The following is a 26,439-nucleotide window of genomic DNA, read 5'->3' as shown; positions in this document are numbered from 1 at the left end:
TGAGACTATGAAGAAATCCTTGCTTGTCGTGGCCCACGGCAGTCGCCGTCAGGCCTCCAACGACGAGGTTCGCGCGCTCACCCAACGCGTACGCGACGAAGCCAACGAGCGCTTCGCCGCCATCGAGTGCGCCTTTCTCGAGCTCGCCGAGCCCTCCATCCCCGACGGGCTGGAGCGGCTGATCGCGAACGGCGCCGCGCACGTGACCGTGCTTCCTTATTTTCTCGCTGCAGGCCGGCACGTGATCGAAGACATCCCGGAGGAAGTGGCGATCGCACAGGACAAGCATCCCGACGTGCATATCGAGATCGCGCCGTATCTGGGCACCTCCGAAACCATGCCGAAACTGCTGTTGACCATGCTGGCCGACAGCGCCACGGCCGACGCGAACTAGAGCCATGAACTCGCTTGCCGACAATCGCCGCTTCTGGCTTGCGCTCAACGCCGTGCTGCTCGTGCTGCACGGCTTCGGGCTTTATTTCTATGTCACCGCCGGCTTCGCCGACCCGGTGGCCAAGCTCTGGGCGATCGTGGTGATGATCCACATGCTCGAGTTTCCGCTCGCCTTCATCGCCGTGCAGGGGCGCCGTGTGGGCTGGGGCACCACGATCATCGCCACGCTGATCTTCGGCTTCACCTGGTGGGTGCCGGCACGCCGGGGCGTCTTCCATGCGTGACGGCTTTCATGCCACCCGGGCCGCGCTGGTATGCGGCATCGCGGTCGCGCTCGTCTCGCTCACCGGCGCCGTATTCCCGCCGGGGGCCTGGTACGAACAACTCTCGCAGCCGGCCGGCACCCCGCCGGATATCGCCTTCCCCATCGCCTGGACACTGCTCTATATCGGCATGGCCGTAGCCGCCTGGCGCGTCTGGCGTGCCGCGGGCGTGGGCCGTGCGCTGGGGCTGTTCGCGGCCCAGCTCGTCTTGAATGCGCTGTGGATGCCGGTGGCGTTCGGCGCTCACGCGCTGGCCTGGGCGCTGCTGGTGATCGTCGCGCTGTGGCTGCTGCTGGCGGCCACGCTGCACGACTTCTGGCGCGCGGATCGCTTCGCCGGGCTGTTGCTGGTGCCCTATCTGGCGTGGGTGAGTTACGCGGTGTATCTCAATGCCGGGCTGCTGTTTCTGAACTGGGGCAGCGTCTAGCCAGCGCCTCAACACTCGACCGTTTGACCTTCGCGCAAGGAGCCTGACATGGCCTTCGTCGACAAGTACGGCCCCTGGGCCCTGATCACCGGCGCCTCCGCCGGCATCGGTGCGGAATTCGCCCGCCAGATCGCGGCCCGGGGCGTGAACGTGGCCCTGGTCGCGCGCCGGCGCGAACGCCTGGAGGCACTCGGCGCCGAGCTGGAAGCGCAGTTCGGGATTCGAACGCTTTCGATCGCGGCCGACCTCTGCGCCGACGATTTCCTCGACACCATCACCGAAGCGCTCGGCACGCGCCATATCGGGCTGCTGGTCAACAATGCCGGATCGGGCCAGACCGGCGAATTTCTCGATCACGATCTCGACAGCGAGCTGCAGATGCTCGCACTCAACTGCCGGGCGCCGCTGATTCTGGCGCATCATTTCGGCGCGCGCATGCGTGACGACCGGCGCGGCGGCATCATCATGCTCGCCTCGATCGCCGGGATCGTGCCCACGCCGATGTTCTCCAACTACAGCGCCACCAAGGCCTGGAACCGCTACCTCGGCGAAGGCCTGCACGAGGAACTGGGCCGCGACGGCGTGGACGTCGTTTCGCTATGCCCGGGCCTGACCCAGAGCGAGTTCTTCGACCACGCCAATGTCGACCCGAGCAACTGGCCGGCACCCATGCGCGCCACGATCATGAGCGCGCAGGACGTCGTGAAAGCCGGCCTCAAGGGCCTGGGCAAGCAGTCTCAGGTGGTGCCCGGCCTCTCTTATCGCATGCTCATGCGCATGAGCCGGCTCGCCCCGGGCGGGCTACCGCCGTGGATCATCGACCGCGTGATGCGCTTCGCGCTGCCCAAGGAGTAGCCGGCGCCCGCCACGGCCACAGCGGTCTTCGCGCTACGGCCCGCCCGGCGATGAGAGCGCGCGGCCTGCCCGACGGGCGGCCCAAGCGCGCCTGAATTCCCGACCCAGGGCCACGATGCGTCTACGTCTTAGATCGCATTGAGTCCGGCGTAATTATGAATGCATAATTCAAAATAGAGGAGCGCAACAAGAACGAGAGCAGACAATGGCCGACCCCACGCTGGCGCGGCGCGACGCCGCAAGTACCGAAGCCCCCCGCCGTAAACCGGCTCGCAGATCCCCGCCCGGTTCAGACAACCAGTCGCCGCTCGAACGGCGCCTGCGCAACGAACTGCAGGCCGAGGTGCTGTTCGACGAATTCTCGCGCGGGCGCTACAGCACCGATGCCTCGATCTACCAGATGCGCCCCCATGGCGTGGTCGTGCCCCGCACCCAGGCCGATATCGTCGGCGCGCTGGAAATCGCCCGCGGCGAGGGCGTGCCGGTGCTGCCGCGCGGCGGTGGCACCTCGCAGAACGGCCAGACGGTCAACGAAGCGCTGGTGCTGGATACCAGCAAGTATCTGGATTCGCTGGTCTCGCTCGATGTCGAAAACCGTATCGCGGTAGTCGAGCCGGGCATCACGCTGGATGCGCTGAACAAGAAACTCGCGCCGCACGGGCTGATGTACCCGGTGGATGTGTCCACCAGCGCGCGGGCCACGCTCGGCGGCATGGCCGGCAACAACAGCTGCGGCACGCGCAGCCTGCGCTACGGCAACATGGTCCACAACACGCGTGCGGTGGACGCGGTGCTGGCCGACGGCAGCGCCCATCATTTCGGCCGCATCGACGACTCCGAGGCCATGGCGAAAGCCACGCCGGCCTATCGCGCGCTGGCCGAGAAGATGAGCGCGCTCTACGCCCGCGAGGCCGACGAGCTGGCGCGCTTCTTCCCGGACGTGAATCGCCGCGTGGGCGGCTACAACCTCAACGAGCTGGCGCCGAACAAGCCGGATCGCCCGCCCAATCTCGCCCGCCTGCTGGTGGGCTCGGAAGGCACGCTGGGCTTCTTCCAGCAGATCGAGATCGACCTGCAGCCCATGGTGAAGCACAAGGTGCTGGGCGTGTGCCATTTCCCGACCTTTCGCAAGGCAATGGAGGCCGCCGAGCCGATCGTGGGCCTGAAGCCGGCCGCGGTGGAGCTGGTCGATGCCACACTCATCGGCCTGAGCCGCGAGATCGATATCTTCCGCCCGGTCATGGAGCGCTATATCCGCGGCGAGCCGCAGGCCGTGCTGCTGGTGGAATTCGCCGGCGAGAACTTCGACGAACAGCGCGCGCATCTGGCCAAGCTGGTCGAACTGATGGGCGATCTCGGCTATCCGGACGGCGTGGTCGAAGCGCTCACGCCCGCCGAACAGAGCGAAATCTGGGGCGTGCGCAAGGCCGGGCTGAATATCATGATGTCGATGAAGGGCGACGGTAAGCCGGTCTCCTTCATCGAGGACTGCGCGGTGCCCCTGCCCGATCTGCCCGACTATACCGAGCGCCTCACCGAGGTCTTTCACAAGCACGGCACCGAAGGCACCTGGTATGCCCATGCCTCCGAGGGCTGTCTACACGTGCGCCCGATCATCAACCTGAAAGACCCGGCCGGCGCGCCGAAGATGCGGGCGATCGCCGAGGAAGCCTTTGCGCTGGTGCGCGAATACAAGGGCTCGCATTCGGGCGAGCACGGCGACGGCATCTCCCGTTCCGAATTCCACGAGGCGATGTACGGCCGACGCCTGGTCAGCACGTTCGAAGAGATCAAGCAGACCTTCGACCCGAACGGCCTGTTCAACCCGAACAAGATCGTGAACGCGCCGCGCATGGACGACACGCGGCTCATGCGCTTCAACCCGCAATACAAGACGATTCCGATCAAGACTGCGCTCGACTGGTCGGCGCACGGCAGCTTCGCCTCGGCGGTGGAGATGTGCAACAACAACGGTGCCTGTCGCAAGTTCGACGCCGCGGTGATGTGCCCGTCCTATCGCGCGACCAAGAACGAGCGCGACGTGACCCGCGGGCGGGCCAACTCGCTGCGCCTGGCGCTGTCCGGCCAGCTCGGCGAGGATGCGCTGACCTCGCACGAGATGTACGACACGCTATCGAAATGCGTGAGCTGCAAGGGCTGCAAGCGCGAATGCCCCACCGGCGTGGACATGGCCAAGATGAAGGTGGAATTCCTCCACCATTACCACGAACGCCATGGGCGCAGCCTGCGCGACCGGGTGATTGCCCATCTGCCACGCTATGCGCCGAAGATCGCCTGGATGGGCTGGATGCTCAACCTGCGCGATCGGATTCCGGGGCTGGCCAAACTCAGCGAAAAGATCATCGGCCTATCCGCCCGGCGGCCGCTGCCGGTCTGGCATGCCCGGCCCTTTCGTGACACGGCATCGATCGGCGAAGCCAAAGCCGGCGAGGTCGTGCTCTTCGCCGACACCTTCAACCGCTGGCAGGAGGCCGACAATCTGCGCGCGGCCGTCGACGTACTCGTGGCCGCCGGCTACCAGGTGCATATGGCCCAGCCCGAAAACGGTGGGCGACCGCTATGCTGTGGCCGCACCTACCTGGCGTCCGGCGATACCGACAATGCGCGCGCGGAAGCACAGCGCACGATGGCCGCCGTCATGCCGCATGTGCGCCGCGGCGTGCCGGTCGTCGGCCTGGAACCGTCCTGCCTGCTGACTATGCGCGACGAGTTCCGTTCGCTGCTGCCCGGCCCGGACGCCGACCGGCTGGCCGACAACGCCCTGCTGTTCGAAGAGTTTCTGGAACGCGAATGCGCGGCCGAACGCGCCCAGCTGGAACTGGACGGCCTCAACGGCGAACGCGTGCTGCTGCACGGCCACTGCCACCAGAAGGCCTTCAACGCCGTATCCGATATCGAGCGGCTGCTGCGCCGGATTCCGGATGCCGAGGTCGAGACCATCGCCTCGACCTGCTGCGGCATGGCCGGCGCGTTCGGCTATCAGGCCGAAAACTACGATACGTCAATGGCGATCGGCGAGCTCGGCGTGCTGCCGGCCGTGCGCAACGCCGACGACAACGTGCATATCGTGGCGGACGGCACCAGCTGCCGGCACCAGATCCGCGACGGCGCCGCCCGCGAGGCCGAGCATGTCGCGGTGCTGCTGGCGCGCCAGCTCAAGCGGCGTGCGGCGATATAGCGGGACTCTGCTACCGTCACATTCGAAAATCGACAAGAAAACCCGGCGCCGGCCGACCATGCCGGTGCCGCCAACGGCAACCAGGGCATGGAAAAGATCAGACAGGGTTCTCTCTACGGCGAAGCCGCCCAGCGCATCCGCACGATGATCAAGGACGGCCGTCTCAAACCCGGCACGCGCGTGCCGGAAAAACAGCTCTGCGAGCAGTTCGGGGTATCGCGCACGCCGCTGCGCGAGGCGCTGAAGGTGCTCGCCTCGGAAGGCTTCGTCGAGCTGCTGCCCAATCGCGGCGCGCGCGTGGTCAAGCTCACGCGGCGCATGCTCAAGGACACCCTCGACGTCATGAGCGCGCTCGAGGGGTTGTCCGGCGAACTGGCCTGTCAGCACGTCAGCTCCGAGGAGATCGACACCATGCGTCATCTGCACGAGCAGATGATCACCCATTACGAGAACGGCGATCTGGCGGCGTACTTCGAGGTCAATCAGCGCATCCACGAAACGCTGGTCGCAGCGGCCCGCAACGAGGTATTGCTGGAAACCTACAACAACCTCAACGAACGCGTGCGCCGATTCCGCTTCTCCCAGGAAATGTCGCCCGCGCTGTGGGAACAGGTCGTCGGCGAGCACGAGCAGATGATCGCGGCACTCGAAAACCGCGACAGCGAACAGCTCGGCCGCATCCTGCGCGGCCATCTGAAGCACAAGCTCGACCGTGTCGCCGTGGACGATACCGACAGCGACGAGCTGGCCAGCTGACGCCGGTTCATGACGGCCAACGTTCCTGCCGAAGTCGGCATGTCGGTCACCGAGGTCGACACGCCGTGTCTTCTGATCGACCTCGACGCACTCGACCGCAATATCGCCACCCTCGCCGCGTTCGCGCATGAACACCATTTGCGTCTGCGACCGCATGCGAAAAGCCACAAGAGCCCGGATATCGCCGCGCGCCAGCTCGCCCGCGGCGCGGTCGGCCTGTGCTGCCAGACAGTCAGCGAGGCCGAGGCCATGGTCGCCGGCGGCGCGCGCGACGTGCTGGTGTCGAACGAGGTGGTGGCACCACGCATGATCGCGCGGCTCGCCGCATTGGCGAAACAGGCCCGTGTTCTGGTCTGCGTGGACGATGTATCCAGCGTTGCCGCGCTCGATACGGCGGCGGCAGCGGTCGATGCGCGTATCGACGTGCTGGTCGAGATCGATGTCGGCGCGGGGCGCTGCGGTATCGCGCCGGGTGAACCCGCCTGCGCCCTCGCACGCCGGATTGCCGACACCTCGCATCTGCGTTTCGCCGGCCTGCAGGCCTACCACGGCCCGGCCCAGCATTTGCGCGATCACGCCGCGCGCCGCGCCACCATCGACCACGCGATCGCGCTCACCCGCGACACGGTGGAGCGGCTCGCCGCCCGCGGCTTGCACTGCGAGATCGTGGCCGGCGCGGGCACGGGCAGTTTCGATATCGAGGCCGTGAGCGGTCTCTATAACGAACTGCAGTGCGGCTCCTATATCTTCATGGACGCCGACTATGCCCGCGTGCGCGGCGTGGACGGCGGCGCCCTGCCGTTCGAGCACAGCCTGTTTCTACAGACGCGGGTGATCAGCAAGACCCGGCCCGGCCACGCGGTCTGCGACGCGGGTTTGAAGTCGCACAGCGTGGATTCCGGCCTGCCGGTGGTTTTCGACTACGACGACATCCGCTACACCGGCGCCTCGGACGAGCACGGCCAGCTCGACGATCCGCACGACCACCTCGCGCTCGGGGGTACGCTCCGGCTCGTGCCCGGCCATTGCGACCCGACCGTGAACCTGCACGACTGGCTGGTGGCCTGTCGCGACGATCGCGTGATCGCGCTCTGGCCGGTCTCCGCCCGCGGGATGAGCCGCTAGCGCTGCCGGGCTGCGATCAGGCGATCGCGCCCTTGTCTCGCAGCGCGGCCAGGCGATCGGCATCGATGCCCATATCGGCCAGCACTTCCTCGGTGTGCTCGCCGAGCAGCGGGCTGGGCCGACGAATCTGCTGCGGCGTGGACGAGAACTTGCTGGCGAAGCCCAGCGTCTTCACCGTGCCGGCGGTCGGATGCTCGAATTCCTGCACCATGCCGCGCTCGACGTAATGGGGGTCCGACAATGCCTGCGAGAAGGTGTTGATCGGCCCGGCCGGCACACCGGCCTCGTCGCAGCGCGCCCGCCAGGTCTCGGTATCCTCGCTGGCGAACACGTCTTCGATGAGCGCTTCGAGTTCTTCGACGTTCGCGCCGCGATCGCTGTTGGTCCGAAAACGCGGATCGTCGATCCATTCCGGCTTGGCGACCACGTCATTGCAGAAGCGTTCCCAGGTGCGCTGGTTGGCGCAGCCGAGCATGAGATAGCCGTCACGTGTGGCCAGTGCCTGGTACGGTGCCGACACGCGATGGCGCCAACCTGTGGGCTGCGGCTCGCGGCCCTCGCCGAAATAGGCGGCCGCCTCCCAGGTGAACCACGGCATGCCGCATTCGCCGATCGCCACGTCCAGATGCTGGCCTTCGCCGGTTTTCTGGCGATGGATATAGGCGGCCAGAATCGTATAGACCGCGGTGATGCCGGCGCCGATGTCGTAGACGGCGACCCCTGTCTTGAGCGGGCGCCGGCCGGGCTCGCCGGTCATCGACATCAGCCCGGTCGCGCCCTGGGCGACCAGGTCGAAGCCGCCCTTGTTGCGGTACGGGCCGGTCTGGCCGTAGCCCGAGATCGAGCAATAGATGATGCCGGGATTGATCTCTTTAAGGGTGTCGTAGTCGACCGAAAGCGACTGGGTCACGCCGGGGCGAAAGTTCTCGATGATGACGTCGGCCTCACGGGCCATGTCGTAGAACAGCGCGCGCGCGTCCGGGTCCTTGAGGTTGAGGGCAACGCTGCGCTTGTTCCGGTTGATCTGCATGAAGCAGGTCGACTCGTCCTCGATATAGGGGCCCATCTGGCGCGAGTCGTCGCCGCCCTTGATCTTTTCGATCTTGGTCACCTCCGCGCCCATGTCGGCCAGCACCATCGTGCAGTAGGGCCCGGCCATGATCTGGGACATGTCGAGCACGCGCAGCCCGTCCAGCGGTAAGCTCATCTTCGTGTTCTCCCGTATGTGTTCTAGCGGCCCTGCCAGGCGTACCGACGCTTTTCCATGAACGCGGCGACCGCGCCGTGGAAATCGTCGCTGGTGTAGCAGGAGCGGATCAGGTCCTCGCCGTCTTCCGGCGCAATGCGCCGGGCCTCGTGAATACGCTGGATCGCGGCCTTGGTAGCAGCCACGGTCAGCGGCGCCATCTGCGTCAGGCGATCCGCGATCGCATCGACCTCGGCCTCGATCGTGTTGGCGGCGAAGATGTCGTTGACCACGCCCGCGGCCTTGCACTCCTCGGCCTTGAACAGCCGCGCGAGCATGAGCATTTCCTTGGCCTTGGGCGTGCCCAGCAGATCGACAAGGCGCGCGAAGTTGGCCATGGACAGACAGTTGCCGAGCGTCTTCGCGATCGGAATACCGAGCTTCAGGTTGTCGTCGGCATAGCGAAAATCGCAGGCCAGCGCGATCGCCGCCCCGCCGCCGACACATACGCCCTGAATCATGGCGATGGTCGGGCGCTTGAGGTGCTCGAGCCGGCTGACCACGCGGTCGATACGCTGCTCGTAGGCCACGGCATCGTCGCCGGATTCGAAGTCCCGGAACTGACCGATGTCGGTGCCGGCGACGAATGCCTTGCCGCCGGCACCCGAGAGCGTGACCACGCGAATGTCGTCGTCGGCGTCGATCTCGTCGCAGACGGCTTCGAGACGGTCGTACATCGCCCAGTTCATGGCGTTGTGCACGCTCGGACGGTTGAACACGATAGACGCCTTCGCGCCGGATTTCTCGAACAGCAGTTCGTCGGTTGCCATGAAGACCTCCCGCCTTCTAGCCGTAGACCAGGTTCACCAGCGCGAGCGCGATGGTCGGCACATAGGTGTTGATCATCAGCAGCGCGAACAGCACGCCGATGAACCAGAGGTTCACCTTGCTGGTGCGCCACACGTCCGCCTTGGCGATCGAGCAGGACGTGATCAGCACGCTGGCCACCGGCGGCGTCTGCTGGCCGATGGCCAGGTTCAGCGTCACGATCAGGCCGAAGTGCACCGGATCGATGCCCACCGCGTGGATCAGCGGCATGACGATGGGCACGACCAGGATGATCGCGGCCGCCGAGTGCAGGAACATGCCCAGGATCAGGAAGAAGACGTTGAGCAGCGCCAGCACCGCATAGGTGTTGGTCGTGATGCCTTCAATGCTGGCGGCGAGCTGCTGCGGCAGCTGCGCTTCGGTGAAGTAGTCGCCCACCAGCGCGGAAGCCGCGACCAGCAGCATGACCACCGCCGTCTGCACGCCGCCCTCGAGACAGGCCCGATAGAGTTTGCCCAGGTTCAGTTCGCGATAGATCAGCCCACTGATGATCAGCGCCGCGACCACGGCGAGTGCGGCGCCCTCGGTGGCGGTGACGAAACCGCCGAAGATGCCACCGAGCACGATCACCGGGATCGTCAGCGCCCAGAACGCGTTCTTGAAGGCCGTGGCCAGACGCGACAGGCGGAACTTGTCCTCTACCGGATAGTTGTTCTTGCGCGCCAGGAAGTACGCCATGAAGGCCAGACCCAGCGCGCCGAGCAGCCCCGGAAACACGCCGGCGATGAACATCTTCACCACCGACTCCTGGGCCATCACGGCATACAGGATCATCGGAATCGAAGGCGGCAGGATGATCGCCAGGCTCGCAGCCGACGACGAGATGGCCGCCGAGAACTCGCGCGAGTAGCCACGCTTGCGCATCGCCGGAATCAGCACGCTGCCGAGCGCGGCGACGCCGGCCACGGCAGAGCCGGAGATCTCGGCAAAGAAGATCGACGAACCGATGGTCACCAGCGACAAGCCGCCGCGAATAAAACCGACCATGGCCGAGGCCAGATCGATCAGGCGGCGCGCGATGCTCGACGCGTTCATGATCGCGCCGGCGAACACGAACAGCGGAATCGCGAGCAGCGGGAACGAGGTGGCGCCGTCGTACATGGTCAGTGCGACGTTGGGCAGCGCCATCGCGCCGTAGCTCAGGTACATGCCCGCGGCACCCACCACGGCGAGCGCCACGCCGATCGGGACATTGATGAGAATGAGGGCCAGCAGGCCCAGCAGCATGAAGGTGATCGCCATGTCAGCGCTCCCCCGTGGCGTCGCGGCGCGCGCTGGCGCTGCTGTCTTCGATCGTCTCGGCGGACTGCGGCATTTCCTCTTCGAGATCGGGCTCGTGCACGAAGCCAGCGCCGCGTGCACAGGCCAGCGTCTCGGGGAAACGCAGCAGTTCGGCGATGATGAACAGCACGGATGCGATCGGAATGACCGACTGGGTCAACTGTTGCGACACCGACGGCAGGCTGACCAGCGAACTGCCTTCGAGGATCACCATCACCTGATAGCCGGTCCAGGCCAGCAGCACGAAGAACGCGATGGTGAAGATTTCGGCCAGCACGATCACCGGCACGCGCAGGGCCGGCGGCATCATGTTCACGATATTGGGGCAGGTAATGTGTGCCCCCTTGCTCGCGGCGAGCGCGCCGCCGTAGTAGGTCAGCCACGCCAGGCCGGTGGCGGCGACTTCGCCGGTCCACGACAGGGGCATGTCCAGCAACCGGGACGCAAAGCCAACCGTGACCACGAGCGACAGCGCGATCATGAGCACGACGACAATCGCTTCCAGCACCCGGTCGAGGCTCGCCCGAATAACCGCAAGTGTCTTCACGAGAAATACTCCGCAGGAGATGATCGATTTACAGCGAGGCGCGTACCGCGGCCGGCGTTGTGCCGTGACCGCGGTACGCCGTAGGCGGGACTATTCGTCCTTGCGGCTGCGAACCTCTTCGATCATCGCTTCGCCGTCGTCGACGTCGCTCTCGAACTGCTGGTAGATCGGCTCGGAGGCATCCACGAAGGCCTGGCGGTCGATGTCGTTGACCTCCATGCCCTCGTCCTTGAGCTTGGTCAGGAGTTCTTCTTCGAGCTCCGCCCCCATCTCGAGGGCCACCGGCTGCATTTCCTCGGCGGTTTCCTTGAGCACGCTGCGCACGTCTTTGGGCATGCGCTGCCAGCTCGCGCCCGCGAGCACATACGCCGGGGTATAGACGTGGCGCGACAGCGACAGGTACTTCTGCACCTCATAGAAACGCGCCGGATAGATCTGCGCGAGCGGATTTTCCTGACCGTCCACGGCGCCCGTCTGCAGGGCCACGAACGTTTCGGAGTACGGCATGGGCGTCGGGTTCGCGCCGTAGGACTTGAACATGCGCACACGCCACTGCCCGTTCGGCGTACGCAGCTTGATGCCCTTCAGGTCATCCGGGCTGCTGATCGGGCGTTCGTTGTTGGTGATGTTGCGAAAGCCGTTTTCCCAGATGCCAATGATCTTGTAATTCTGGGACTCGGCGGCCTCGTCGAGCTTGCCGCTGATGAGCTCGCTTTCACGAATACGGGCCATGTGCTCACGGTCGTTGACCAGAAACGGCATCTCGAACAGCGCGAACGACGGCGCCACCGAGCTCATCACCGTGGACGGCAGCGACATGTCGATGGTGCCCAGCTTGAGCTTGCGCAGCATCTGCGTATCGCTGCCGAGCTGGCTGGAGCCGTAGACCCGTACTTCGGCCTTGTCGCCGAGTTTCTCGTTGGCGCGCTTGGCGAATTCCTTCGCGGTCTTGTCCATCAGCGAGCCGGGCTGGCCCACATGGCCGAACTTGATCGTTTCGGCTGCCTGGCCGACGCCCACCGATGCGGCGAATACCCCGAGCGCGGCGACCGCGCACAGCAGGGTGGATGTTCTTCTAGTCATGCTCTCCTCCGTTCTTCACTTTCGTTTTTTGCTTATGCCACAGCCTCTTGCGGGCCGTGTTGTCCCTCGGGACGTACCCGATGCCTCAGTTTCCGACGCGGCAGGCCGTGCCGGAGACAATGGGTTTTCGCTCAGGCCACCTTTGCCGCGCTGCCCGCGGTTTCGGCCAGGTAATCGAGTGCGGCCTGCACGCCGCCCGACTGGTGTTCGATACCGGCGCGCTTGAGCCCCATCTCCACGCCGCTGAGGGTGCCGGCAAGGGTGAGATCGTTGAAGTCGCCGAGATGACCGATACGAAACGCCCGGCCCTTGAGCTTCGAGAGCCCGGCGCCCAGCGACATGTCGAAGTCATCAAGGATCAGGCGGCGCAGCGCGTCCGGGTCGACGGCGTCCGGCACGAGCACGGCAGTCAGCGCGCTGGAATACTCCGCCGGGTTGGCGCAGACGATGTCGAAGCCCCAGGCCGTCACCGCGCGACGCGTCGCCTCGGCATGGCGGTCGTGGCGGGCGAAGACGTTGTCCAACCCTTCCTCCTCGAGCATGTCGATCGCTTCGCGCAGCCCGTAGAGCAGATTGGTAGCCGGCGTGTATGGGAAAAAGCCGTTCTCGTTCGGCCCCAGCATGTCCTGCCAGTCCCAGTAGGAGCGCGGCTGGCCGGATGTCCGGGATGCCTCCAGCGCCTTGTCGGACACGGCGTTGAAGCTCAGCCCCGGCGGCAGCATCAGCCCCTTCTGCGAGCCGGATACGGTCACGTCCACGCCCCAGGCGTCGTGCTCGTAGCGGATCGAACCCAGCGACGAGATCGTGTCGACCAGTAACAGCGCCGGGTGCTTCGCGTTATCGATCGCCTTACGGATCTTCGCGATGCGGCTGGTCACGCCCGTGGACGTTTCGTTGTGCACGACCGCCACGGCCTTGATCTCGTGATTGCGGTCCTCGGCCAGTCGTTTCTCGATGGCTTGCGGGTCGGCGCCACGGCGCCAGTCGCTATCGATGAGCTCCGGCTCGAAACCGAGCTTCTGCGCCATGTTGCGCCAGAGCGTGGCGAAATGGCCGGTCTCGAACATCAGCACGCGGTCGCCCGGCGACAGCGTGTTGACCAGCGCCGCTTCCCAGGCGCCGGTACCCGACGCCGGAAATATGATGACCGGATTGGTCGTGCCGAAAACCGGCTTGATGCGTTCGAGCACGTCGGCGCCGAGCGCTTGGAAATCCGGACCACGGTGGTCGATGGTCGGATAAGACATCGCGTGCAGCACGCGGTCCGGCACATTGGTCGGGCCGGGAATCTGCAGAAAATGACGGCCGCTTTTATAGCTCACGCAATGCTCCTCCACACTACGGTTTTCGGGTCCGGACCACGGGCCGACATGCGCCGGACGCGGCCCTGCGTTGTTCTGTCCGATCGTTATCGAGCCCCGGCGGCCGCCTCGATGACGACACCGCGGGCTACGCCGTTCAATACAGCGCTGACCGGAAGTTCAGCGTAGGCGAATAGAATAATGAATGCAATTTGTATTTCGCGCGCAATTATTCGCCGTCACTATGAAATAAAATATTGATTTAAATTGGTTTTATAGAAATGCCAACTGCATTCATTTGGCGGTCAGTGACAATGCGCCGCCTACGACTTTCGGGTTACAAAGTCGCACTCAGGGGCTTAACCCCCGGCGCCGAAGCGGCCGATGCCTGACGAGCCCCGCCGCTCTAGGCTACTGTGTCTGCGCCCTTACACATCTTCGAGGTTGAACCCGTGGCATCGCTCGCGAACAAGACCCTCTTCATTTCCGGCGCCTCGCGCGGCATCGGCCTGGCCATTGCGCTGCGCGCAGCGGCCGACGGTGCCAACGTGGCGATCGCGGCCAAGACCGACACGCCGCATCCCAAACTGCCGGGCACGATTCATACCGCGGCCGAACAGATCGAGGCGGCCGGCGGCAAGGCCCTGCCGATCGTCTGCGACATCCGCGAGGAGGATCAGGTCGAAACCGCGGTGAAGCAGACCGCCGACCACTTCGGCGGCATCGACATCTGCGTGAACAACGCCAGCGCCATCTCGCTGACCGGCACGCTGGAAACGCCGATGAAGCGCTACGATCTCATGAACCAGATCAACGCCCGCGGCAGTTACCTGGTCAGCCAGAAGTGCATCCCCTATCTGAAACAATCAGACAATCCACATGTGCTCATGCTCTCGCCGCCACTGGACATGAAGCCCAAGTGGTTCGGCCCGCACGTGGGTTATTCGATCGCGAAATACGGCATGAGCCTGTGCGTGCTCGGCATGGCCGAGGAGTTCGCCGAGGACGGCATCGCCTTCAACGCACTCTGGCCGCGTACCGGCATAGCCACCGCCGCGATCAACCTCATCGGCGGCGACGAGATGATGGCGCACTGTCGCACCCCCGAGATCGTGGCCGACGCCGCCCACATCATCCTCACCAAGAACAGCCGCGACTTCACCGGCCGTTTCTGCATGGACGACGTGCTGCTGCACGAAAACGGCGTCAACGACTTCGAGCAGTACGCCGTCGACCCCAGCAAGGCGCTCTGGCCCGACTTCTTCGTGCCCGACGATGTACCGCCGCCGCCCGGGTCGATGGGCAATAGCGGCGACTGAGCCGTAGACCGGTGCTCGCGCGAAGGGCCCGCGCCGCTTAACCGCGCGCGGGCCTTTCTTTTATGCTGGCGCGCTGACTTGCGATGATGAGACAGGCGCTTGGCCAAACGCGACTACATCACCCGAGCCGGCTGGCAGACGCTGGCTGACGAACTGGACTATCTCTGGCGCAAGAAGCGTCCGCATGTGACCCGCGAGCTGTCGGCGGCCGCGGCCGAGGGCGATCGCTCCGAGAATGCGGAGTACATCTATCGCAAGAAGGAATTGCGCGAGATCGATCGTCGCGTGCGCTATCTCGGCAAGCGCATCGACGAGCTCACCGTCGTCGACGCCACGCCCGACGATCCGGACAAGGTGTTCTTCGGCGCGTGGGTCGATGTTCTGGACGAAAACGAGGCGGCCCATCGCTACCGCATCGTGGGTGCCGACGAAACCGATGCCGCGACCGGCGCGATCAGCCTCAATTCGCCGGTGGCCCGGGCGCTGATCGGCAAGCGACTGGGCGACGTGATCGTCGTAGAACTCCCGCAGGGCGAACGCGAACTCGAGATCATGGCCATCCACTACGCGCCGCCGGCTGACTGAGCACAAACACAGCGGCCCGATCGGTGTAGCATGCAGCCGACCATGAGCCGATCTTTCGCCCCCGACGCCCACAGCGTGCTGCGCGATCGCGCGTTCGTACAACTGCTGACCGGCCGCATCACCGCCACGCTGGCCACACAGATCCAGTCCGTTGTTGTGGGCTGGCAGCTCTACGACATGACCCGTGATCCGCTCACCCTCGGCTGGGTGGGTCTGGCGCAGTTTCTGCCGATGGCGCTGCTCGTGCTGCCCGCGGGCGACGCGGCCGATCGCTTGCCGCGACGGCTGATTCTGGCCGCGAGCTGGCTGGTACAAGCGATCGCAGGCCTGCTGTTTCTGGGCCTCACGCTGTCCGGAACCGATTCACCGGTCGGCTTTTTCGGCGTGCTGGTGCTATTCGGCATGGCGCGTGCCTTTGCCGGGCCGGGCATGCAGTCGTTGTTGCCGCAGCTGGTCGGTGAGGCGCGTCTGCCAAAAGCAATCGCCTGGAACTCGTCGGCGTTTCAGGTCGCGGTGATCGGTGGCCCGGCACTGGGCGGCGCGGTCTATCTGCTCGGCCCGGCGTTTGCCTACCTGCTCTGTGCCCTGCTTTTCGCCGGCGCCGCAACGGCCATCGCGCTGATCCGGCGGCGCCTGCCGGCACGCGCGGACACCACGCGCCAGAGCGCCTTCGCGCGCTTCACCGCCGGTATCGTCTACGTACGGACGCGCCCGATCATCCTCGGCGCCATTTCGCTCGACCTGTTCGCCGTATTGCTCGGCGGCGCAACCGCGCTGCTGCCGGTCTACGCCCACGAGATCCTGCATGTCGGGCCGGCCGGCCTGGGCCTGCTGCGCAGCGCGGTCGCGATCGGCGCCTTCGCCATGGGCATCTATCTCGGGCGCAACGCCCTCGAGCGCCGCGCCGGCGCGATCATGTTCGCGGCAGTCGCGATTTTCGGCGTGGCGACCATCGTCTTCGGCCTGTCCAGCAGTTTCGTGCTGTCGTTCGTCGCGCTGATGATCATGGGCGCGGCCGACATGATCAGCGTGTTCGTACGCTCGTCGCTGATTCAGCTCGCCACGCCCGATGCCATGCGCGGCCGGGTCAACGCCGTGAACATGCTGTTCATCGGGGCCTCGAACGAGCTCGGCGAGTTCGAATCGGGCGTGACGGCGGCATTGTTCGGCACCGTAGGGGCGGTCGTGATCGGCGGTGCCGGCACGCTCGCCGTGGTGGGCCTGTGGATGGCGCTATTCCCCGCGCTACGGCGCGTGGACCGACTCAGCGATGTCGCCACCACGCGCACGCCGCCCGGCTGATCACGAACCGTCGAGATTCTGCGGCGGCTTGACCAGGCCGTCGTGCGGGGCCGACGGCGCCCCGGGCCGCGCATCCGGCTGCACGTGCACCGTGGCCGACAGACCAACGGTGAGCGCAAGGTCGTCCGGTAGATCGTCGAAAGCGATGGTCACGGGCACGCGCTGGGCGAGGCGCACCCACTGAAAGACCGGATCGACGTTCGGCAGGTTGCGCTCGCCGGACGCGTTGTTGGCCACGGCAATGCCGCGGCCGATGCTCGCCACGTGCCCGGCAAGCCTACGATCGCTGGCCATGAGGTCGATACGCACCCGGTCACCGGTGCCGATATGCGGCAGCTTGGTTTCCTCGAAATAGGCGGTGACGCGAAAGCTCTCGGCATCCACGAGCGTCATCAATGCCTGGCCCTGCTGGGCATAATCGCCTTCATCGAGCAGCAGGTGGGTCACGTAGCCGTTGACCGGCGAGCGCACGGTCGCCCATTCGAGATTCTGTTGCGCCTGTGCCAGCCGAGCCTGTGCCTGGCTGACCGACGCGTTCGCCGTGCCAAGCTCGGACTGCGCCTGTTGACGCGCCTGGGTCGAGACGCTGCCACGCGGCAGACGTTCGAGCCGCTGCGCGTTGCGTCGCGCGAAACGTTGCTGCGCCCGGGCCTGTTCCAGCGCTGCGCGGGCCTCGGCCACGGCGTTCTCGAAACGCACCGGCTGGATCCTGAACAGCAGATCGCCCTTCGCGACGTAATGATCGTCGGGCACGGCCACCTCGGTCACGGTGCCCGACACCTCCGGGGCGATATTCACCACATCGGCCTGTACGCGCGCGTCCCGCGTCCACGGCGCGTAAACATAGTGCTGCCATGCGAACCACCCGAGCACGGCGGCCACGCCGACGAGCGTAAGCGTGGCGAGCACGCGTAAAACGATGAGCCAAGACGCTCTTGAACCGGCCATTCAACTCCACCTATAGAACGAATCGCGCAGCGACACGGCCTGCGGCGTCATGGCCCGAACACGAGCAGCAGGCTTGCCAGCACGATGATGAAAAACGCGGCGCCGGCCAATGCCGGGTGCCAGAACAGGCGATAGGCGCGCAGCCTCAGCAGGACGAAACGCAGCAGCAGGTACCCCAGCCCGGCCGCCGCCAGGAACGCCAAGAAGACGGGCAGATAGATACCGCCGAACGCGATTTGCTCAGACCACACGCTCGGAGTCCCCCAGCCTTATGCGATCACCGTCTGCATTCTCGCGCGCCATGCCGTAATCGGCGAGAGCCGCCGCCACAAGCTCGGCCGCTACCGCAGCACGCACGCCATGACGCAAGCGACGGCGCGGCGAAAACCCCAACGCTTCGCGCATGAGCTGCTGTGCCAGGGCATTGGCCCGGCCCTGCACCGAAAACACGGCGTCGAGGGCGGGGTATCCGTGCCGGAACAGCGCTTCGAGTTCGGCCAGCAGGTCGTGTACCGCGGTCTGTGTTGCCGTATCAAAAGCGGCATGGCGTGCCATGACGCGCAGCGAACGGGCCTCGAGGCCCATGTTCACCGCCGAAAACGCGGCCTGGCGGGCACTGACATGCGTCTCGCCCTGGTCGGCGGCGACCGGAAGGCGAAGCAGCCGGTCGTAGATGCGTGTTTCGAACCGCTCGCGCGATCCGGTGAATCCCTTCGCGAGTTCGCCGAACATGCCCGCAAGACGTTCGCGCAAGAGGCCGCGCGGCGAAACGGGCAGGATCAGCGAAAAGGCGACCAACGCCAGGATGACGGCAAGCCCGATACCCATGAACGCTTCTGCAAAGGTGACGAAATCCTGGCGACTGCCATTGGCGGGATTCACCAGCAACGCGAACTGCACGAGGCTAATCCGCCCGACCAGTGCGAGGCTCGGCGTCGCCATGGCCAGCCCGGCGACGAACACGAACGGCAGAATCACGATCATGAGCATGACAAAGCCGTTGACCGCGGGCAGCAGTACGAAGTTGGCGACAAAGGCGGCCACGAACGCACAGACCGAGCCGATGCCGAATCCGCGCGCGCCCGCGACCGGGTTATCGCCCAGCGCAAAGAGTGTCGTCAGCACGGCCAGCAGCACCATCATGCCGCTGAGTGCGGGATCGTTGTGCGTTGCCCATATCGCAGCGCCGACCGCGATCGCCGTGCCCGCGCGTATCGTCGTCCGGCATGATTCGCGCAGCGATACCGGCGCCGAGAACTCGCTGCGACGCGCACGCCTGCTCGCCCCGGCGCCCCGCTCGGCGAGCAGCATGCCGTGCTTGATCACCGCCGCGCGCATGCGGTTGGCGAGATCCAGCGCGCGGCTGATGATCACCCAGTCGACCAGCGAGCGGCGTGCATCGTTGTTTCGGTCGGCGCGGGCATCGGCGAGGATCGCGTTGTAGGCCTGACCGAAGGCGCGCTTGATCGCGCCCGTATCGTTCGGATTCTTCCCCAGCAGTGCCGCCGCCTCGTCCAGGCGGCGCAGTGGCCCGCGATCGACCCGAGCGCCGAACTTGCCCAGATAGACTTGCAGCGACGCCATGCCGCTGACCAGCGCGAGCAGCTCGTAGTCGAGCCGTCGTGCGAGGCGATCGTACTCGGAGAATGCTGGCTCGTCGTAGCGGGCGTACTGGCGGGTCTGCTCCAGCGACAGGGTCTTGTTCACCAACTCGTGCAGTTCCGGATGCGGCGTTTCGGAGGCACCACCGGCGCCCGGTTTCGACGCCGCGCCGCCGTGCATGCGACCGAGCTGTCGCCCCATCGCCTTCATGGCGCCCACCCGGGCCTGGAGATACTTGCGCGCGGTCACGCCGGGCGCGAGCAGCACGCTCACGAAGGCCGCCACGACTGCCGCCAGCCCGGTCTCGGCGGTTCGCGCCACGGCGACCGAAAACACCGTGTCGGGATCGGCCATCGCGCGCACGCCGACGATCATCGTCACATAACCGGCCAGCACGAAGCCGTAGGACAGATTGTTCCGGAACAGGCTGGCGCAGAACACCATGAGACTGACCCAGCCCACGAGGCCGACACAGAACAGGGTATAGCTCTGGGCGAACAAGGCCACGAGCACAATCGAGACCACGCCCGCCACGAATGTACCGAGCAGGCGCGAGAATGCCCGCACCACGAGGAAACCCGGCAATGGCTGAATGAGGATCGCGACGTTAATGAAGGCCCAGTAGGCGTTGTCGAGCTGCAGCCAGAACGCCAGATAGAGCACGACCGCCACGGAAACGCAGCAGCGGATCGCGAAAGACACGCTCTCGCCGCCGGGAAGGAGAAGCCAGGCCAGACGATTCATCTTCTGTATTATACAGATTAGTCGTCGATGTCCTCTACGGCATGCGCCGCTCGACGGCCGTTCTCAGGCCGGGACGGGGGCCGGCTGCAAGGCGGGCAGCAGAATGTCGAGTACGCGATCCAGGTTCGCCTCCAGCGCCCGTGTATCGAGCACCGAACAGGTCGGCAGTTCGTTATGCAGCGACACCAGACCGTGAACGCTCGACCAGAGCGTCAGCACGAGCCCGTCGCGGTCATCCACGTCCAGCGTGCCGGCCTGCTGACCGGCGCGGATCGCGCCCTGGAGAACGTAAAACGCGCGCTCGGCTTCAGCGGTCAGGGCCGGATACTCGTCCACTTCGAAATCGCTGGCGAACATCAGTCGGTAGAGGTGCGGGTTGGCTGCGCCGAAACGGGCGTAGCCATGCAGCAGGGTGCGCACCGTGTCGACATCGGGCGCGGTCGCATCCGCCAAAAGATGCTCGGCCAGCTGCGCCAGGCGCGCGAAACCGTTCTGTGCGCAGGCCGCAAGCAGATCGCGCTTGTCGGCGAAATGCCGGTACGGCGCGCTGCGCGATGCGTTTATGCAGCGCGCGACCTCGCGCAACGTGACGCCGGACAGCCCGTGATCGTTGAGCAGCGAAAGCGCAGCGCGCACACAGGCGTTGGCCAGATCGCCGTGGTGATAAGGGTCGTTACCAATCTGCGCTGTATCGCTCATTTGCGCTAGGCTAGCACGTGTTGACACTGTCAACATGACTATCTAGCGTGGCGTTCTGGCGCGAGTTACGCGCTCGATCCGGGGAATCGATTGCTTATCAAGAACAATAAACACCGCGCGCTGTCGGCCGGGTGCGCCGGCGTACTGCTGCTTGCGTTCACGCTGGCGATGGCGGGCTGCTCGGGGCCGGCCGATTCACAGGAACAGCCGCAGGCGGCCGCGGCGGACAAGCCCGTGCGCGTGGCGCAGGTGGCACGCAACCAGCGCGCCCGCGTGTTCTCGCTCACCGGCACGACCCGGGCGGCCAGCCGTGCCCGCCTGGCTTTTCAGGTCAGCGGGCAGCTCGCAGAGCGCCCAGTACGTATCGGCAGCGCGGTTGAAAAGAACGATCTGATCGCCCGGCTGAGCCAACCCGAACTGGGCCCGGCGGCCACTGCCGCCAAGGCCGATGTGCGCCAGCTGTCCACCCAGTTCGCCCAGGCCGAGCGCGACCTCGCGCGCGTGGAAAAACTGGTCGCCCAGGACGCGGCCACCCGTCAGGAACTGGAAAACACCCGCGCACGCCGCAACACGCTTTCCGCACAGCTCGCCAGCGCCCGCGCCCAGAGCGAGCGCGCACAGAACTCGGCGGACGAACAACGCCTGACCGCGCCGATCGCCGGCACGGTCGAGCAGGTCTTCTTCGAGCCGGGCGAATTCGTGCCCGCCGGCCAACCGGTGGTGGCGCTCAGCGGCGAACAGTCGCTCGAGGTCGAGATCGGCGTGCCGGAAAACCTGCTGGGCGAGGTGGCGGTCGGCGATAGCGCGACGCTCACCCTGCCGTTCTTCGACGACCGCGAAGTCCGCGGCACGGTCAGCCAGCTGGCCCGTGCCGCCCAGGGCGCCGGTCAGCTGTTCGCCGCCGTGATCACACTCGACGCGGGCAGCGATCTTCGGGCCGGCTTGAGCGTGAACTGGCGTGTCGAATCCGAGCCATCGGACAGCCTCATGGTGCCGGCGAGCGCGGTCGCGAGTCCGGGCGGCACCGACACGCCGCGTGTGTACCGCGTGCGCGACGGCATCGCCACCGCGGTGCCGGTGGAACCGGGCGAGATCGTGGGCGAAAACGTGCTGGTGACCGGCGATCTCGCGGTGGGCGATGCGGTGGTCACGGTGGGGCTCAACAATCTCAGCAGCGGTCGCCGGGTTCGGGTGCTCGATGACTGATCCGCTCGAGCGTCTGCTGGGCCAGGGCCGGCTGATCTTCACGCTGGTCACGGTCTTCGTTCTCGCCGGCGTGGCGGCGTTCCTGTACATGGATCGCCAGGAGGATCCCTCGTTTCCGTATCGCGCCGGGCTGATCACCGTGCCGTTTCCCGGCGCCGCGCCCGACCGTATCGAGCGCCTGGTTCTCAAGCCACTCGAAGAGCAGATCGCGGAGGTGGAGCAGGTTCATCTGATCGAGTCGACCGCGCGCCAGGGCGTTGCGCTGGTGACCGTGGAGCTTGCCGGCTCGGTCTACGATACCGGTAGCGCCTGGGACCGGGTGCGGGTCGCGATGGACGACGCGCGTCGGGATTACCCGGACGGCGTCGGCCAGGCGCGGCTCAACGACCGCGTCATCGATGCCTCGACGGTGCTGCTTGCGGTGACCGGCAGCGACGACCCGCTCGTCCTGGTGGATGCCGCGAAGAAACTGCGCAAGCGCATGATCGGCCTCGACGAGGTGTCCTCGACGAACCTGTTCGGTGACCCCGGCAAGCAGGTCACGATCGCTATCGACGATGCAGCGATCGCACGCTACCGGCTATCCCCGCAGCGGATCGCCAACGATATCCGTGCAAACAACAGCGTGGCCGCGGGCGGCACGATTCTGCTCGCCGGAGCGTCCGTCAATCTGAAGCCGAACACCGATTACGACTCGATCGACGACATCCGGGCGACGGCAATCGGTCTGCCGGGCGGCGGTACCGTGCCGCTGTCGGCGATCGCCCATGTCTACGAGTCCAGCGCCCAACCGCCACGCGAGCGCGTGTGGTTCCAGGGCGAACGTGCGGTAGCCGTGGAAGTGGTCGCGGTACGCGAAACCACCGACGTGGTCGCGTTCGGCCGTCGTGTACGGGCAGCCGCACAGGAGATGCGCCCCGAACTTGCGCCGTTGCAGATCGAGGAGATGTTCTACCAGCCGGCACAGACCGAACAGCGCCTGGCCAATCTCACGTTCAATCTGCTGGCATCGATCGCGATCATTCTCGGCATTCTGTTCGTGTTCATGGGCTGGCGCATGGGCGTCATCGTCGCGGTGCTGCTGCCACTGGTCACGCTCACCGCGATCGCTCTTTATGCATTGGGCGGCGGCGTATTGCAGCAGATGGCGGTCATCGGCCTGGTGGTCGCCCTAGGCATCCTGGTCGACAACGCGATCGTGATGACCGAGAACGTGCAATGGCATCTCAACGGCGGCGCCAAACCGCACGATGCCGCGATGCGGTCGGTGCGTGAACTCGCCGGCCCGCTGCTGGCGGCAACCGGCACCACGCTGGCGGCATTCGTGCCGATGCTGCTCGCCGAGGGCAATTCGGCGGACTTCATCCGTGCGCTGCCGATCACGATCATGCTCGCGCTCGGCGTCAGCTATCTCTACGCGGTGACGGTGACGCCGCTGATCAGCCAGCGTTTCTTGCGCGCCCAGGCGCGCTCCCGACGCGACCCCGTCCAGCGTCTGGCGGACGGGCTGGCGCATGTGACCGCTCGCCACCCTGCGGCGTGGCTTGCGCTGGGCGTGGCGGCGATCGCGATCGCGCTGGGCTGCATGCGTTTCGTGGATCAGGAATTCTTTCCGAAAGCCGATCGCGCCACCGTGATCGTGGATATCACCCTGCCTGAAGGCACCCACCTGACCCGAACGCAGCAGACCGCGCGCGAACTCGAACAGGCGCTGCACCGGATGACGGGCGTACAGACCGTGCACGGCTTCATCGGTACAGGGGGGCCGAAGTTCTACTACAACCTCCAGCAACTGCCCGAGGCGCCGCAGCGCGCCAGGCTGGTGGTCAAGACCGACGGACTGGAGCGCAACCACGCGATCATCGGCGCGATCGAGCGCTACAGCGCCGACCACCTGCCGGCGGCCGACGTGGTCGCCTCGGTGCTCAGCCAGGGCCCGCCGGTCACCGCGCCGATCGAACTGCGCGTTTTCAACGACGATCCGCAACGTCTGGTCGAAGCCACGGAAACGATCTTCAACGCGGCCCTAGGCATCGCGGGTACGCGCGACGTGCGTCACGATCTAGGCACCGGTGTGCCAAGCCTCGACTACACGATCGAGCCAGCGGTTGCGCGCAGCTTCGGCGTCACCCCGGTGGATGTCGCCGAAGCGTTGCGTGGACGCAGTCATGGGCTGATCGTTGGCCAGTACCGCGCCGGCGAAGACCCGGTGCCGATCAAGCTGCGCAGCCCGGAGGGCGAACACTTCTCGCCCACCTCGCTGCAGACCACCAGCGTCTACAACGCCCAGGGCGGCGCGGTGCCGCTCATGCAGGTGGCGATCACGCGCCTGGCGATCGAGCCGGGCGCCATTCGTCACCACAATCAGCGCCGGGTGGCCCATGTGTACAGCGAACTCGTCGAAGGCCATGTCTACAGCCAGGTGCTCACGCCCCTGAAGGCACGGGTCGCCGAACTGGCGCTGCCGGCCGGCACGGAGGTCGAGTATGGCGGCGATGCCGAGGAGTCCGGCAAGGCCAATGCCGCGTTGTTCACCGCGGCGCCGCTGGGCATCGCGTTGCTGCTGTTCTTTCTGCTCGTGCAGTTCAACTCGTTCATCCGCGTGGGACTGGTGCTGCTCACCGCGCCGTTCGCGCTGGTCGGTGTGGTCCCCGGGCTGCTGCTGCTGCAGATCCCGTTCGGTTTCCAGCCGCTGCTCGGGCTGTTCGCACTGACCGGCATCGTGGTCAACAACGCGATCGTGCTGATCGACGTGATCGATGACCGCTGGCGCCACGGCACGAGCCTCGAGGCGGCCATCGCGGAAGCCGTGCGCCGGCGAACACGTCCGATTCTGTTGACCACAGCAACCACGATCGCCGGCCTGCTGCCGCTCGCGTTTTCGGACACCACGCTCTGGCCGCCGCTGGCATGGCCCATCATCACGGGGCTTCTCGCATCCACGGTGCTCACGCTCATCGTTCTGCCCGCGGTATGCCAACTCACGATGAAACCAGCGCCCCGCCCCCGGGCCACAACGTCGGCGACCATCGCACTCGTAATCGGAAGTCTCGCCGTGGTCGGCACATCTGCGCCCGCTTCGGCACAGAGCGAGACGGCGGATAACGTGGCACGGGTCAGTTTCGCCGACAGCATCCGGCTCGCCCCGAATCGAGCACGTGTGATTGCGGACCGCATGCAGGCAGAGGCCGCGGGCTCTGCCGCGGATCGTGCGCGCCGCGCGGGACGCTACCCGACCTTGTCGGCCAATGCGTTTGTCTCGCGTAGCGACAGCGTGGCCCGTATCGACACGTCCGACGCCGCCGCCCTGTTCGATCAGCCGCTGAACTTCCCCGAGGCCTCGATCCCGGTCGGCTCGCGGGACAAGCGCGGCGCGACGGTGGAACTGCGTCAACCCGTTATCGATGCAGCGGCACAACTCTATGATGGGCCTGCCGCCGCCGAAACGGCCGGCGCGGCCACCCACACCCTGGCACGATCGCGCGTCACCAGCATGGCGGACGGCGCGAATGCTTATCTGGACGCACTCAGTGTCGCGGCACGCGCCGAGGCCAACCGGGCCCTGGTCACGAACCTGGCGGCCCGTGCCCGGCGAATTGCCGCACTCCAGAACGATGGCCGCGCGCTGCGTAGCGATGTGCTGGAAGTCGATTACCGAGAACGTGAAGCGCGCCAGCAACAACGCAGTCTCGCCCAGGACATGGCAGTGGCCCGGACCGCGTTGGGCCGCGCTCTGGGCCTGACCCACCCCGTGGCGCCAACGCCCCTTGCTTTTGAAGCACCCGCCGTTGCGGATAACGCCGACACGCTTACCGAAAAGGCCATCACGCGTCGCCGCGACATTGCCGCGCTCGACGCGCGTGTTCGTGCCGCAACGCTGCAGGTCAAATCTGCGTCGGCGCAACGTCTACCCACGCTCGATGCCGTCGCCAGCCTGCATTACAACGAGGGCAGCGCGTTCCTGCCCGAACGTGAAGGCCGCATCGCCGCACAGGTGACATGGACACCGTTCGCCGGCGGCACCATCAGCGCAGCGAAGGGCGAAGCGCAGGCGCGGCTTGCCGCACTGCGTGCTCAGCGCACCGAGCTTCTAAACGGCGTACGCCTGGAAATCACCCGCGCCCTGGCCGATCTTCAGGACAGCCGCGAGCGCGTCGAGCTTGCAACGTTGGGCGTGCAAAGCGCCACTGGCACGCGTGACACCCGCGCTGCGCGTCTCGAGGCCGGGCGAGCTAACGTCGATGACCTGCTCGATGCCGAGGCCACGCTTGCCGAGAGACAAGCGCAGGCAGAGATTGCCCGCTACGACGTCGTACGCGCCTGGGTGAGTGTCCAGGAGGCCACCGGAAACACGGCCGCGCTCATGGCTGCCGCCCGTTAATCCAGCTCGCGCTTACCCGACAGAAGTCGCGATCGCCCCGGCGCCCCGGGACTTCAAGCGAATACGCCCGCGTTGGGCTAACGAGATGCCGGGGGTCACTTTCATGCCCACTCGAGCGCGCCTGCAGGGCTTTTGAGCCAGCAGCGCTGTGCCTGGAAGTGGCGACCATCCCCCACTATTGAGTAGCAGGCCGATCTGGAGTCCAATCACCCGAAGTCTGGAGATTGGACATGAAGAAGCGTTACACCGAAGAGCAGATCATCGGTTTTCTGAAGGAGGCCGAGGCCGG

At 66.0% G+C, this 26,439-nt stretch carries 22 protein-coding genes; 12 read left to right on the top strand and 10 right to left on the bottom strand.

Annotated elements, in window-relative coordinates:
* Window positions 1-7 precede the first annotated feature (7 nt).
* The 7 genes from J7355_RS00110 to J7355_RS00080 all read left to right on the top strand — a co-directional run bounded on the left by J7355_RS00110 (window position 8) and on the right by J7355_RS00080 (window position 7,078).
* Window positions 8-394, top strand: a complete 387-nt coding sequence (locus J7355_RS00110) for a CbiX/SirB N-terminal domain-containing protein (RefSeq protein ID WP_209058730.1) — start codon at window positions 8-10, stop codon at window positions 392-394.
* Between the two features lie 4 nt (window positions 395-398).
* Window positions 399-677 carry a hypothetical protein gene (locus J7355_RS00105; protein ID WP_209058728.1) on the top strand — a complete coding sequence of 93 codons (279 nt, stop codon included), beginning with the start codon at window positions 399-401 and terminating at the stop codon, window positions 675-677.
* Complete coding sequence (locus J7355_RS00100) at window positions 670-1,143, top strand: TspO/MBR family protein (protein ID WP_209058726.1); 474 nt, start codon at window positions 670-672, stop codon at window positions 1,141-1,143. The genes J7355_RS00105 and J7355_RS00100 overlap by 8 nt, the downstream gene beginning before the upstream one ends.
* A 48-nt stretch (window positions 1,144-1,191) precedes the next feature.
* Window positions 1,192-1,998 carry an SDR family oxidoreductase gene (locus tag J7355_RS00095; RefSeq protein ID WP_209058724.1) on the top strand — a complete coding sequence of 269 codons (807 nt, stop codon included), beginning with the start codon at window positions 1,192-1,194 and terminating at the stop codon, window positions 1,996-1,998.
* A gap of 205 nt (window positions 1,999-2,203) precedes the next feature.
* Window positions 2,204-5,197 carry an FAD-binding and (Fe-S)-binding domain-containing protein gene (locus J7355_RS00090; RefSeq protein ID WP_209058722.1) on the top strand — a complete coding sequence of 998 codons (2,994 nt, stop codon included), beginning with the start codon at window positions 2,204-2,206 and terminating at the stop codon, window positions 5,195-5,197.
* An 87-nt stretch (window positions 5,198-5,284) separates the two neighbouring features.
* Complete coding sequence (locus J7355_RS00085; RefSeq protein WP_209058719.1) at window positions 5,285-5,953, top strand: GntR family transcriptional regulator; 669 nt, start codon at window positions 5,285-5,287, stop codon at window positions 5,951-5,953.
* Between the two features lie 9 nt (window positions 5,954-5,962).
* Window positions 5,963-7,078 carry a DSD1 family PLP-dependent enzyme gene (locus tag J7355_RS00080; protein ID WP_209058715.1) on the top strand — a complete coding sequence of 372 codons (1,116 nt, stop codon included), beginning with the start codon at window positions 5,963-5,965 and terminating at the stop codon, window positions 7,076-7,078.
* A 16-nt stretch (window positions 7,079-7,094) separates the two neighbouring features.
* Here the strand turns inward: J7355_RS00080 and J7355_RS00075 are convergent, their stop codons facing one another.
* The 6 genes from J7355_RS00075 to J7355_RS00050 all read right to left on the bottom strand — a co-directional run bounded on the left by J7355_RS00075 (window position 7,095) and on the right by J7355_RS00050 (window position 13,385).
* Complete coding sequence (locus J7355_RS00075; RefSeq protein WP_209058713.1) at window positions 7,095-8,285, bottom strand: CoA transferase; 1,191 nt, start codon at window positions 8,283-8,285, stop codon at window positions 7,095-7,097.
* 23 nt (window positions 8,286-8,308) lie between these two features.
* Window positions 8,309-9,094: an enoyl-CoA hydratase/isomerase family protein gene (locus J7355_RS00070; protein WP_209058711.1), complete on the bottom strand. Its 786-nt coding sequence runs from the start codon at window positions 9,092-9,094 to the stop codon at window positions 8,309-8,311.
* Between the two features lie 16 nt (window positions 9,095-9,110).
* Entirely contained in the window at window positions 9,111-10,394 is a 1,284-nt protein-coding gene (locus J7355_RS00065) for a TRAP transporter large permease (RefSeq protein ID WP_209058710.1), read from the bottom strand.
* Between the two features lies 1 nt (window position 10,395).
* Window positions 10,396-10,980, bottom strand: a complete 585-nt coding sequence (locus tag J7355_RS00060; RefSeq protein ID WP_293621063.1) for a TRAP transporter small permease subunit — start codon at window positions 10,978-10,980, stop codon at window positions 10,396-10,398.
* 90 nt (window positions 10,981-11,070) lie between these two features.
* Window positions 11,071-12,063: a TRAP transporter substrate-binding protein gene (locus tag J7355_RS00055; RefSeq protein WP_209058709.1), complete on the bottom strand. Its 993-nt coding sequence runs from the start codon at window positions 12,061-12,063 to the stop codon at window positions 11,071-11,073.
* Between the two features lie 131 nt (window positions 12,064-12,194).
* On the bottom strand, window positions 12,195-13,385 hold the full coding sequence (locus tag J7355_RS00050) for an aminotransferase class V-fold PLP-dependent enzyme (RefSeq protein ID WP_209058708.1): 1,191 nt from the start codon (window positions 13,383-13,385) through the stop codon (window positions 12,195-12,197).
* A 431-nt stretch (window positions 13,386-13,816) separates the two neighbouring features.
* On the opposite strand from J7355_RS00050, the gene J7355_RS00045 reads away from it, so the two are divergent.
* The 3 genes from J7355_RS00045 to J7355_RS00035 all read left to right on the top strand — a co-directional run bounded on the left by J7355_RS00045 (window position 13,817) and on the right by J7355_RS00035 (window position 16,570).
* A complete protein-coding gene (locus J7355_RS00045; RefSeq protein ID WP_209058707.1) occupies window positions 13,817-14,683 on the top strand; it encodes an NAD(P)-dependent oxidoreductase in 867 nt (288 codons plus the stop codon).
* Between the two features lie 99 nt (window positions 14,684-14,782).
* Window positions 14,783-15,268, top strand: coding sequence for a transcription elongation factor GreB (gene greB, locus J7355_RS00040; RefSeq protein WP_209058705.1), 486 nt, complete (start codon window positions 14,783-14,785; stop codon window positions 15,266-15,268).
* A gap of 42 nt (window positions 15,269-15,310) precedes the next feature.
* Window positions 15,311-16,570 (top strand): MFS transporter, encoded by a 1,260-nt coding sequence (locus tag J7355_RS00035; protein WP_247739656.1) that lies wholly within the window; start codon window positions 15,311-15,313, stop codon window positions 16,568-16,570.
* Here J7355_RS00035 and J7355_RS00030 read toward each other — a convergent pair whose 3' ends face one another.
* The 4 genes from J7355_RS00030 to J7355_RS00015 all read right to left on the bottom strand — a co-directional run bounded on the left by J7355_RS00030 (window position 16,571) and on the right by J7355_RS00015 (window position 20,563).
* Window positions 16,571-17,518, bottom strand: coding sequence for an HlyD family secretion protein (locus J7355_RS00030; RefSeq protein ID WP_209058700.1), 948 nt, complete (start codon window positions 17,516-17,518; stop codon window positions 16,571-16,573).
* A gap of 47 nt (window positions 17,519-17,565) precedes the next feature.
* Window positions 17,566-17,769, bottom strand: coding sequence for a DUF1656 domain-containing protein (locus tag J7355_RS00025; RefSeq protein WP_209058696.1), 204 nt, complete (start codon window positions 17,767-17,769; stop codon window positions 17,566-17,568).
* Window positions 17,759-19,864, bottom strand: coding sequence for an FUSC family protein (locus J7355_RS00020; protein WP_209058694.1), 2,106 nt, complete (start codon window positions 19,862-19,864; stop codon window positions 17,759-17,761). The genes J7355_RS00025 and J7355_RS00020 overlap by 11 nt, the downstream gene beginning before the upstream one ends.
* A 63-nt stretch (window positions 19,865-19,927) precedes the next feature.
* A complete protein-coding gene (locus tag J7355_RS00015; protein ID WP_209058692.1) occupies window positions 19,928-20,563 on the bottom strand; it encodes a TetR/AcrR family transcriptional regulator in 636 nt (211 codons plus the stop codon).
* Window positions 20,564-20,653: 90 nt separating this feature from the next.
* On the opposite strand from J7355_RS00015, the gene J7355_RS00010 reads away from it, so the two are divergent.
* Together J7355_RS00010 and J7355_RS00005 are read left to right on the top strand one after the other, a co-directional pair.
* Window positions 20,654-21,769, top strand: a complete 1,116-nt coding sequence (locus tag J7355_RS00010; RefSeq protein WP_209058690.1) for an efflux RND transporter periplasmic adaptor subunit — start codon at window positions 20,654-20,656, stop codon at window positions 21,767-21,769.
* Window positions 21,762-26,150: an efflux RND transporter permease subunit gene (locus tag J7355_RS00005; RefSeq protein ID WP_209058689.1), complete on the top strand. Its 4,389-nt coding sequence runs from the start codon at window positions 21,762-21,764 to the stop codon at window positions 26,148-26,150. The genes J7355_RS00010 and J7355_RS00005 overlap by 8 nt, the downstream gene beginning before the upstream one ends.
* Window positions 26,151-26,439 lie beyond the last annotated feature (289 nt).

It is taken from the genome of Endozoicomonas sp. G2_2 (assembly GCF_017744135.1).
In the GTDB taxonomy this organism is placed as follows: Bacteria; Pseudomonadota; Gammaproteobacteria; order Nevskiales; family Salinisphaeraceae; genus Salinisphaera.
The sequence above is the reverse complement of the archived record's forward strand: the minus strand, read 5'-3'. Positions and strand labels throughout refer to the sequence as shown.